The organism is Catenulispora yoronensis, from assembly GCF_039531695.1.
Taxonomy (GTDB): Bacteria; Actinomycetota; Actinomycetes; order Streptomycetales; family Catenulisporaceae; genus Catenulispora; species Catenulispora yoronensis.
The window spans coordinates 1-1,009 of the sequence record NZ_BAAAQN010000148.1 but is presented as its reverse complement, the minus strand read 5'-3'; the positions used below and the strand labels follow the sequence as shown (position 1 = coordinate 1,009).

The window sequence follows — 1,009 nt, the reverse complement described above, 5'->3', positions numbered from 1 at the left end:
GGGGGGGGGGGTGAGGGGTTGTCGATGGACTGCAATCGGACTGTCGATGGCCGCTGGAACGGTAGGCGGCGTGAACAGTAACGAATCGGGGCAAGGGTGGTGGCCGTTGGTCGGCCGCGATGACGAGGTGCGGGCGATCGAGTCCGGGTTTCGGCGGGGTGGTGGTGTGGTCGGAGTCATGCTGACTGGGGGTTGGGGGGTGGGGAAGAGTCGGGTCGCTATTGAGGGGGCGGCGCGGCTTGTGGGGAGGGAGGGGGTGGTCGGGGGGCGGGCTTCGGTGCGGGGTGGGCAGGGTTCGGTGCGGGGTGGACGGGATGGGCGGGGTGGGCCGGGTGGGCGGGGTGGACAGGTTGTGCGGGTCGAGGGGCGGAGGGGATTGCAGGGAACGCCGTATGGGGCTATTGCGCATTTGGTGTCTGATGTGGGTGAGAGTGTTAGCGTGTTGACACAGATGGCGTCGAGTTTGCGAGCCGGCGCTGGGGCTGAGCGCACGATTCTGGTCGTCGATGACGTGCATCTGCTCGATGCGGCGTCGGCGGCGGTGTTGGCCGAGGTCGCGGCGCGGCGGCTGGTGTTCGTGATTGGTGTTGTGACGTTGGGCGGGCAGGTTCCGGAAGCGTTTACGGCGTTGTGGAGCAGAGGGCAGTTGGTGACTGTGCCGATTCGTCCGCTGTCGGTCGAGGCGATGGAGCAGCTGATCGACGGGTTGCCGGGGGTGCGGCGCGATGCGGTGACGCGGCGGCGGCTCGTGGAGGTTACGGGGCGGAATCCGCTGGGGTTGCGGGCGATGGTGCAGATGCAGCGGGGGCAGGGGTTGGGGGGGCGGTGGTTGGAGGAGGCTGGGGAGGCGGTGCGGGAGGTTGTTGAGGTGGTGGCGTGTGGGGGGTCGTTGGCGGTGCCTTTGCCGTTGCGGTTGTTGGAGAAGGTGGTGGGGGTGGAGGCGGTTGATGCTGCGGAGGGGGGTGGGTTTGTGCGGGTTGTGGATGGGGGTGGGGGTGGGAGTGGGGTG

General features: G+C 68.6%; 1 pseudogene. It reads left to right on the top strand.

The annotated features are described in order from the left end of the window. Positions 1-439: 439 nt before the first annotated feature. Positions 440-1,009 (top strand): annotated as a pseudogene (locus tag ABD481_RS46435) (hypothetical protein); the annotation flags it as partial.